The following is a 1,089-nucleotide window of genomic DNA, read 5'->3' on the forward strand; positions in this document are numbered from 1 at the left end:
AGCGAGCCGTCCGGCAGATCGGCGCCGGTCACGACGGCGCCGACGGGCGCGAGCCGGTTGAGCGCGCATCCCTGCGCCACCCATCGCTCCACCAGCTCGACGGCAGCCCCTGAGGCGTTGAGCCGCTTCGCCGCGACCAGCGGCGCGGCGGTGTCCCACTCCTCGGTGCCGGGTCGCAGCCGGGTCACCCGCGCCGACCAGGTGACGATCCGTCCGCCGTGGTCGCCGCGCAGCGTGACCTCGGCGGTCTCGCTGTCGGCCAGCCCGGGGGCGGCCTGCTCACCGGGGCCGGTGACCACCAGCAGCGTGCCGTCCAGCGGGAGGCACCACAGCGCGTACGCCGGGCCGCCGCCACTGCTCACCCAGCAGACAGCGGCCTTCTTCACCGCCTCGTCCACCAGCGGAGGAGTCACCCGCTCGTCCACCTCGTCACTCACCCCGCCATCCTCCCCCATCCCGGCCCGTCCCTCCCGCCCCGGCCGGTTGACCAAGGAGTTCGTGTCCTCCAGAGGCCCGTTCGCCGACACGAACTCCTTGATCAACAAGGTGGGATGGGGTGGGGTGGGGTCAGCCGATGAACGGGGGGACGGTGATCTCGCCCCGGGCCACCGGCATCACCTGGCCGGAGACGGTCGCGCCCAGCGCCAGCCCGCCGGAGGCGGTCACCGTGCAGGTCAGCGTGGAGGGGCGGTGGATCTCGATGCCCTGCCGGACGGTGTACTCCGCGCGCCCCTCGCCGGGCAGCAGCCCGCTCGCGACCAGCCACACGCCCAGCCCGAGAGCGGCCGAGCCGGTCGCCGGGTCCTCGGGCACGCCGAGCCCCGGCACGAAGACCCGGGCGTGCGCGGTTTGCGAATCGACGTCCCAGGAGAAGAGGCTGACGTGCTCAACGCCGTACCGCTCCGCCGCCGCCGTGTTCAACCGTGCCCGGGCCACCGCGTCCGGGCGTACCGGAAGGTAGGGGAACTCCAGGCCGCACCCGGCGACGCGCGGCGGCGGGCCGACGTGGTCGGGGCCGGTGAGGCCGACCATCTCCAGCAGCGGTTCCGGGTCGAGTTCCGGGCCGAGCGTGGGCGTGCCGCCGGTGAG

2 protein-coding genes are annotated in these 1,089 nt (G+C 74.6%); both read right to left on the minus strand.

The genetic code is table 11. The annotated features are described in order from the left end of the window. Positions 1-455: hypothetical protein (locus tag AB0L34_RS34280; RefSeq protein ID WP_363709828.1), on the minus strand; the 455-nt coding region annotated here is incomplete at its 3' end. A 112-nt stretch (positions 456-567) separates the two neighbouring features. Next, positions 568-1,089, minus strand: a 522-nt coding sequence (locus AB0L34_RS34285) for a PhzF family phenazine biosynthesis protein (RefSeq protein WP_363709830.1), incomplete at its 5' end; no start/stop codon positions are given.

Source organism: Micromonospora sp. NPDC052213 (genome assembly GCF_040679695.1).
GTDB lineage: Bacteria > Actinomycetota > Actinomycetes > Mycobacteriales > Micromonosporaceae > Micromonospora.